7 protein-coding genes, 1 tRNA gene and 1 pseudogene are annotated in these 6,289 nt (G+C 67.5%); 3 read left to right on the top strand and 6 right to left on the bottom strand.

All coding sequences use genetic code 11. The features are described 5' to 3' along the window. Nucleotides 1-325: 325 nt before the first annotated feature. The 4 genes from L978_RS15930 to galU all read right to left on the bottom strand — a co-directional run bounded on the left by L978_RS15930 (nucleotide 326) and on the right by galU (nucleotide 2,933). Nucleotides 326-398 (bottom strand) — tRNA-Ala (locus L978_RS15930). Nucleotides 399-449: 51 nt separating this feature from the next. After that, a complete protein-coding gene (locus L978_RS15925) occupies nucleotides 450-1,298 on the bottom strand; it encodes a hypothetical protein (RefSeq protein ID WP_047524270.1) in 849 nt (282 codons plus the stop codon). Nucleotides 1,299-1,391: 93 nt separating this feature from the next. Further along, complete coding sequence (locus L978_RS15920; RefSeq protein ID WP_081997095.1) at nucleotides 1,392-2,003, bottom strand: GNAT family N-acetyltransferase; 612 nt, start codon at nucleotides 2,001-2,003, stop codon at nucleotides 1,392-1,394. Between the two features lie 42 nt (nucleotides 2,004-2,045). After that, on the bottom strand, nucleotides 2,046-2,933 hold the full coding sequence (gene galU / locus L978_RS15915; protein WP_047524268.1) for a UTP--glucose-1-phosphate uridylyltransferase GalU: 888 nt from the start codon (nucleotides 2,931-2,933) through the stop codon (nucleotides 2,046-2,048). 41 nt (nucleotides 2,934-2,974) lie between these two features. Here galU and L978_RS15910 point away from each other — a divergent pair, with 41 nt between their 5' ends. Genes L978_RS15910 through mscL form a run of 3 tightly spaced genes read left to right on the top strand, consistent with a single transcriptional unit; the run spans nucleotide 2,975 to nucleotide 4,306 of the window. Next, nucleotides 2,975-3,571 (top strand): 5-formyltetrahydrofolate cyclo-ligase, encoded by a 597-nt coding sequence (locus L978_RS15910; RefSeq protein WP_047524267.1) that lies wholly within the window; start codon nucleotides 2,975-2,977, stop codon nucleotides 3,569-3,571. Between the two features lie 15 nt (nucleotides 3,572-3,586). Next, a complete protein-coding gene (locus L978_RS15905) occupies nucleotides 3,587-3,859 on the top strand; it encodes an FmdB family zinc ribbon protein (RefSeq protein WP_047524266.1) in 273 nt (90 codons plus the stop codon). A gap of 24 nt (nucleotides 3,860-3,883) precedes the next feature. Continuing rightward, on the top strand, nucleotides 3,884-4,306 hold the full coding sequence (gene mscL, locus L978_RS15900) for a large conductance mechanosensitive channel protein MscL (protein ID WP_047524265.1): 423 nt from the start codon (nucleotides 3,884-3,886) through the stop codon (nucleotides 4,304-4,306). Nucleotides 4,307-4,395: 89 nt separating this feature from the next. Here the strand turns inward: mscL and L978_RS15895 are convergent, their stop codons facing one another. Together L978_RS15895 and L978_RS15890 are read right to left on the bottom strand one after the other, a co-directional pair. Beyond that, nucleotides 4,396-4,602: a hypothetical protein gene (locus L978_RS15895; RefSeq protein WP_047524264.1), complete on the bottom strand. Its 207-nt coding sequence runs from the start codon at nucleotides 4,600-4,602 to the stop codon at nucleotides 4,396-4,398. Next, nucleotides 4,595-6,289, bottom strand: a pseudogene (locus tag L978_RS15890) (AAA family ATPase); the annotation flags it as partial. The pseudogene L978_RS15890 and the gene L978_RS15895, both read right to left, overlap by 8 nt.

Raw genomic sequence — 6,289 nt, 5'->3', positions numbered from 1 at the left:
CCCCCCCCCCCCCAATGTGCCGTCTCTCCGCGCATCCGGACAGCTCCTGTAGAGGCGAGCAACGCACGATTCAGAAGTCAAAGGAGCGAGGCGGAGATCCCATCACTCCAGGTACGTACCGGTGCGCGTGACACGTACCGGTAGATACCAAGCGGGATTCAAAAGATCGAACCGCGAAATAACCAGTTCAGGATGAGAAAGCGCATCTGAGCAAACGCGGCAAAGTGAGCTCGACGAGCGAGCTCCTGTACAAGCGAGGGCGCATGTGGCAATAAGAACGGCCGATCAGTCATGATCTCTCATGTCTGATCGGCCGTCTTCTCGGTGGACCTAAGGGGATTCGAACCCCTGACCTCCTCGATGCGAACGAGGCGCGCTACCAACTGCGCCATAGGCCCGTGAACAACATCTACGCTATCACGGCGAGAGGGCTGCTCGCTTCCGTCGGATCATCCGGCGGCACGGCGGGAGAGGAGTTCACGCACGTGCGCCTCGATCTCGGCGTCGTCGACGAAGCCCATCTTCGCGTAGGGCGAGGATGCAGCGGGAAGCGGTGTGGGAGCGGCGGGCGCCATCTGCTCGGCACGCTCGCGGAGCGCCGCCACCCGCGCCGCCTTCCGACGTTCTTCCTGCGCCTCGATCTGATCCTGAGCGGCCTGTGCACGCGACCCGGCGACGGAGACCAAGGGCTCCGGCAACGGTCGTGGCGTCCAGGTCGCCCGGCCCTGGTCATGCAGTTCGGGAGCAGCGACGCGTTCGACCACCGGAGTGGACACGACGTGCGTGGCGCGTGCGGCCCGAGCGGCGACAGCTGCCATCCGCTGAAGCGCGATTCCGGCGGGAACGATCAGAGCGCCACCGAGCCACAGCAGCAGCGAGGAGCCGGCGACGACGAGCTGCCAGATCCCGAAGCCGACAGCGGCGAGACCGAGCAGGAGCGAGACGGTCGACACCATGCGCACGCGGCGACGGGCGCGGGCACGACGGATCACCGGGTCGGCCCTGGTCGCGGCGAGCTGTTCCCGCAGCGACTCGAGCTCTGCGGCCTCACGCTCGGACTGCACGCGCTTGGCGAGCTTCTGCTGCGCCAATGCGGTGCGTGCATTCAGTTCGAAACGCACCTCTTGCGGCGTCTCGCTCGTCTCGGCGAGAACCCTCAGGGCCTGATTCAGGCGGACGGCGTTGCGCTCCGCGGCGTTGTACTGAAAACGACCACGCCACGACGGGAGCAGATAGAGCATCCAGAGGAGCACGGCGACGAGTACGATCACTCCTCCACTCAGCACCGGCCCGTCCATGGTGATAACGCTACGGGCACAGGGGCGGCGTGGCCGTACAGAAAGGCGCGTGTCGCGGCGAGTCCTTCTGGATCCGCCCGGTTCGGGGTCTCGTCAGAACGAGATGCGGTCGGAGGGCGGCACGGTCGAGGCATCCGGCGGCACCTGACCGCTCAGCCACCGCGCCAGCACTCCCTGCGGCACATCCTCCTGCGTCAGCGCGAACGCGTAGTGATCACGCCAGTCGCCATCGATGTGGATGTACCGGCGGCGCAGACCTTCGTAGCGGAACCCGAGCTTCTGCACGACGCGGATGCTCGCGGCGTTCTCGGGACGGATGCAGATCTCCATCCGGTGCAGCCCGTACTCCGTGAAGCATGCGTCCGTGGCGAGCGCGACGGCGGTCGGGGTGATGCCCCGCCCGGCGAACCGCTCGCTCACCCAGTAACCGATCGTCGCCGAGCACAGGGAGCCGCGGGCGACGCCCCACACGTTGAGCTGTCCCGCCACCTCACCGTCGTACTCCATGACGAAGGGGTAGCCCGAACCGTCACGGTACTGCTGCAGCAGCCTCCTGATGCTGAGTCGCATGTCGAAGGACACCGAGCCGTAGGGGACCGTCGCCTCCCACGGCTGCAACCAGGAACGGTTCGCGAGCAGTTCGTGCTGCAGCGGGCGGGCATCCTTCGCGCGGATGAGCCGCAGTTCGATGGGTCCGTGTCGCATCCCCGCCGCCAGTTCCATGCCGCACCGACCCCGCAGAGTCGCCTAGAGGCGTTCCGCGAACTCCTTGAGCCACGGGCGCAGTTCGGGGCCGAGGTCATCCCGGTCCGCTGCGAGCTGGACGATCGCCTTGATGTAGTCGACGCGGTCGCCCGTGTCGTAGCGGCGTCCGCCGAAGATGACGCCGACGACGCCGGGACCCTGCGGATCGGTCGCGAGCTCCTGCAGCGCATCCGTGAGCTGGATCTCGCCGCCCTTACCCGGCTCGGTGCGCTCGAGGATCTCGAAGACCGATGCCGGCAGGACGTAGCGGCCGATGATGGCGAGGTTCGAGGGAGCATCCTCCTGCGCGGGCTTCTCGACGAGCCCGGTGACGCGAACGGCGTCCGACCCCTCGATGTCCTCGACCGCGGCCGCGCCGTACATGTGGATGTTCGCGGGGTCGACCTCCATGAGCGCGATCACCGCGGCACCGGTGCGCTCGTGCTCGGCGATCATGTCCGTCAGCAGGGTGTCGCGCTCGTCGATGAGATCGTCTCCGAGGAGCACCGCGAAGGAGCTGTCCCCCACGTGGGTCCGTGCCCGCAGGACGGCGTGCCCGAGGCCCTTCGGCTCTCCCTGACGCACGAAGTGGATGTCGGCGAGGTCGCTCGACTTCATCACCCGCTCCAGCCGCCCCGTGTCGCCCTTCTCCATGAGCTTCACCTCGAGCTCGGGAACCGAGTCGAAGTGGTTGGAGATGGCGTTCTTGTTGCGGCCGATGATGACGAGGATGTCATCGATCCCGGCGTCCGCCGCCTCTTCGACCACGTACTGGATGGCCGGCTTGTCGACGACCGGAAGCATCTCCTTCGGCATCGCCTTCGTCGCAGGCAGGAATCGTGTCCCCAGTCCTGCTGCGGGAATGACGGCCTTGATCTTCTGTGCACCCATCCCCACAGCCTAGCGGTGAGCATCGCCGTAGACTCGAAGCCATGTCGAACGACGTCGAACACGCCAAACGCGCGCTCCGCGCCGATCTGCGCGAGCGGCGTCAGCTCCTCTCGGACGCGCAGCGCGAAGCCGCCGCCACCGCCATCGGTGAACGACTCGACGCGCTCATCGACGATCTCGGCGCCCGCTCGATCTCGTGCTTCCTCTCCACCACCACAGAACCGGGCACTCGCGAATTCGTGACACGGGCGGTGCGCCGCGGCATCCGCGTCCTCCTTCCCGTCACCCGCGCCGACGGGCTTCTCGACTGGGCCGTCGCCACGGAGGACGATGAGATCGCCGAGGGGCTCTACGGACTTCCGGAGCCGACCGGAGAGGTCCTCGGCCCGATCGCCGTCAACGACGTGGAGCTGATGATCGTCCCCGCCTCCGCCGTCGACCGCAGCGGGATGCGGATGGGCTGGGGGCGCGGATACTTCGACAAGACGATCGGCTCGATGGAGAGATGCCCTCCGGTCTATGCGGTCGTCTATGATTCCGAGGTACTCGACGAACTTCCGAGCGAGGTGCACGACCAGCCGGTGAACGGCGTCGTCACCCCCTCGCAGACGCTCACCCTGTCGCCTCCGCGACGCTGACCCGCAAGGACGCCCATGCCCACCTACGCCTATGCCTGCACCTCGTGCGGACACCAGTTCGATGCCGTGCAGAGCTTCGCCGACGATGCGCTCTCGGTGTGCCCGGAGTGCGGCGGAGCCCTGCGCAAGCAGTACGGCTCGATCGGGGTGACGTTCAACGGCTCCGGCTTCTATCGCACGGACTCGCGCGCCAAATCCGGTGGTTCGAAAGACACTTCGGCATCATCGAAGTCGGAATCGACGACGAGCGCCAAGCCGGCCGCTGCGTCGACACCGGCCTCTTCCTGAGGCCCTGACCTGTTCGGAGATCCCATGTTCAAAGGCTTCAAGGACTTCCTGCTCCGCGGCAACGTCATCGACCTCGCCGTCGCCGTCGTCATCGGCACGGCGTTCACCGCGATCGTCACCGCGGTCGTCAACAGCATCATCAACCCACTGATCTCCCTCTTCCTCAAGGCCGACGCCGCGGGACAGTTCGGGATCCCCGTGACGAACATCTACGGCGAAGAGGTCCTGTTCCCGATCGGCGACCTGATCTCGGCGATCATCAGCTTCCTGGCTGTCGCCGCGGTGGTCTACTTCGTCTTCGTCCTGCCGATGAACACTTTCAAGGCCCGGGTCGAAGCACGCAAGGGCACGCCGGCGGAAGAGCCTGAGGAAGAGCCCGCCGCAGCGAGCGAGGCCGAGCTGCTCGTCGAGATCCGCGACCTGCTCAAGGCACAGCGCGGGGCCTGACCGCTCCCCCGTCACCAGAGACGCACGGCTCCTCCTCGGAGGGCCGTGCGTTTCTCGTCCGCCGACCGCACCATCGGCAGCCCGGTCCCTCAGTAGTGCGGGGGCACGTCCTGGATGAGCTGGTCGTCGTTCGGACCTTTCGGTCCCTTCGACCGCGCCGGTGGCGGCGTCGACTCACCGGGTGCGGACTCCGGTGCCGGATCACTGCCGGGAACCGGCGTCAGGCGAGCACGACGGGAGCCGGGGACCCGCACCACGCTCTGGCGCGGAGTCCGGTCGTCATTCTCGTCAGTCATTCTGGGTGTCGATGATGTCGATCGGCTGCGTGTCGTTCTCCGCACGCGGGGCGGAGTCGGAGATGCCGAGCACGGCGGCGATGCGCGTCGCCACCGTCACCGGATCGCTGTACAGATCGAAGGCGTGCACGCGCACGTAGTGCCAGCCGAGACGACGCAGCACGTGCGGCCGCAGACGCAGGGTCTCCCGCAACGATTCACCCCGGGATTCCGGATCGGACTCGATGACGACGGCCTTGCCCGCGTGCTGCGCGACGAGCGGCAGCAGCCCGCGGTAGTCGACGTCGACAGAGGCACCGAGCCGCCGGAGCTCCCGGGCGAGAGCGAGGGTGAGGGGGTCTGCGAGGTCCTCGAGCCGCGCATCCCGACTGCGCGTGGCGAGTCCCCCGAGGATCGACATCAATGTGGCCGCGCCGTGCTCGAGACGCCCATCGTCGAACGACGAGGGCCGGATCGAGGAGACCAGGACCATCGAACGGCGGGCACGGGTCATCCCGACGGTCAGGAGCCGCTCGCCGTCTGGGGTGGAGAGGTCGCCGAAGTCGCTCAGGACACGACCGTGCTTGGTGAGTCCGAAGCCGAGCGAGAAGATGACGCGGTCCCGGCTCTCGGCGACCGATTCCTCGAGGGTCAGCACGGCGAAGGGCTCGACCGTGTCTCGTCCGACGAAGTCGGCCACATCCGATCGGCCCGCGAAGGCGGAGGTGACGGCCGCGCGCACCCGCTCTGCGTGGCGAGCGCTGGCCGTGACGACCATGAGCGACTCCGACGGGCGGTGCACGGCATGCTCGACCACGAGTGTGACCACTCGGGCGACCTCGGCATCCGGGCTCTCGACCGCGCCCGAGATCGGATCGGGAGTGCCGGTGCCGCCCTCGACGTAGTCGACCGTGAGACTGCCGCGACCGAGGTACGAGCCGGCCCAGGGCAGCGACACGATCTCGCCGCCGTAGAACGCGTCGTTGATGAGTTCCGCGAGGTCTTCACCACCGGCTCGGTAGCTCCGGGTCAGCGTCATCACAGGCAGCAGCTCGGACAGCCGCTCGAACGCCGAGACGTCGTCGAACGGGACCTCGGGCTCCCACGAATCCTCCGGATCGACCGCGATGTGGAAGGGCGTCGGGCGCTGTGTGACCGGGTCCCCGAACGCCACGATCTGACGAGCACGACGGATCGTCGGCGCTGCCTCGGCGAGGTTGATCGCCGCCGCGTCGACGAGGAGGACGGTGTCGAACTCCACGGACTCCGGGATCTCCGGCACCTGATACGGCGAGGAGATCCAGACGGGAGCGAGCACGTCGACGAGCGTCGGCGCGGCACTGACGATCTGCGCGGTGGTCGCCGACTGCTGCGTCAGCGCGCGGCGGAGGTGCTGCGATTGCTGAGGCTCGTCGACGATCGCGATCCGCCACTGGTTCGCGAGCTGCCAGGCGAGGAGAGGACCCGCCATCGCGGCATGCGCTTCATCCACCAACCGGAAGTCCCGCTCCAGACGGTCGACCACGGCGGTGTTCGCGCCGAGGAGAGCACGGTTGTCCTGCAATGCTCGCTCGAGGAGTGACTGCCACCAGGCGAACTCGAGCTCCTCCCCCACCTGCGACTCGGAGACGTGTCGCACCGAGAGTTCCGTGAGCAGCGGCTCGAGCCCGAGGAGCGCCAGACGATCACGCAGCTGTGCGCGCTCCAC

Origin of the sequence: Microbacterium sp. ZOR0019 (assembly GCF_000800925.1) — a bacterium.
In the GTDB taxonomy this organism is placed as follows: Bacteria; Actinomycetota; Actinomycetes; order Actinomycetales; family Microbacteriaceae; genus Microbacterium; species Microbacterium aurugineum.
Note: the sequence above shows the minus strand (reverse complement) of the source record. Positions and strands in the feature narration are given on the sequence as shown.

Coding starts and splice junctions, on each gene's coding strand:
- L978_RS15925 (WP_047524270.1), bottom strand. CDS start 1,298: ATGGACGGGCCGGTGCTGAGTGGAGGAGTGATCGTACTCGTCGCCGTG.
- L978_RS15920 (WP_081997095.1), bottom strand. CDS start 2,003: ATGCGACACGGACCCATCGAACTGCGGCTCATCCGCGCGAAGGATGCC.
- galU (WP_047524268.1), bottom strand. CDS start 2,933: ATGGGTGCACAGAAGATCAAGGCCGTCATTCCCGCAGCAGGACTGGGG.
- L978_RS15910 (WP_047524267.1), top strand. CDS start 2,975: ATGTCGAACGACGTCGAACACGCCAAACGCGCGCTCCGCGCCGATCTG.
- L978_RS15905 (WP_047524266.1), top strand. CDS start 3,587: ATGCCCACCTACGCCTATGCCTGCACCTCGTGCGGACACCAGTTCGAT.
- mscL (WP_047524265.1), top strand. CDS start 3,884: ATGTTCAAAGGCTTCAAGGACTTCCTGCTCCGCGGCAACGTCATCGAC.
- L978_RS15895 (WP_047524264.1), bottom strand. CDS start 4,602: ATGACTGACGAGAATGACGACCGGACTCCGCGCCAGAGCGTGGTGCGG.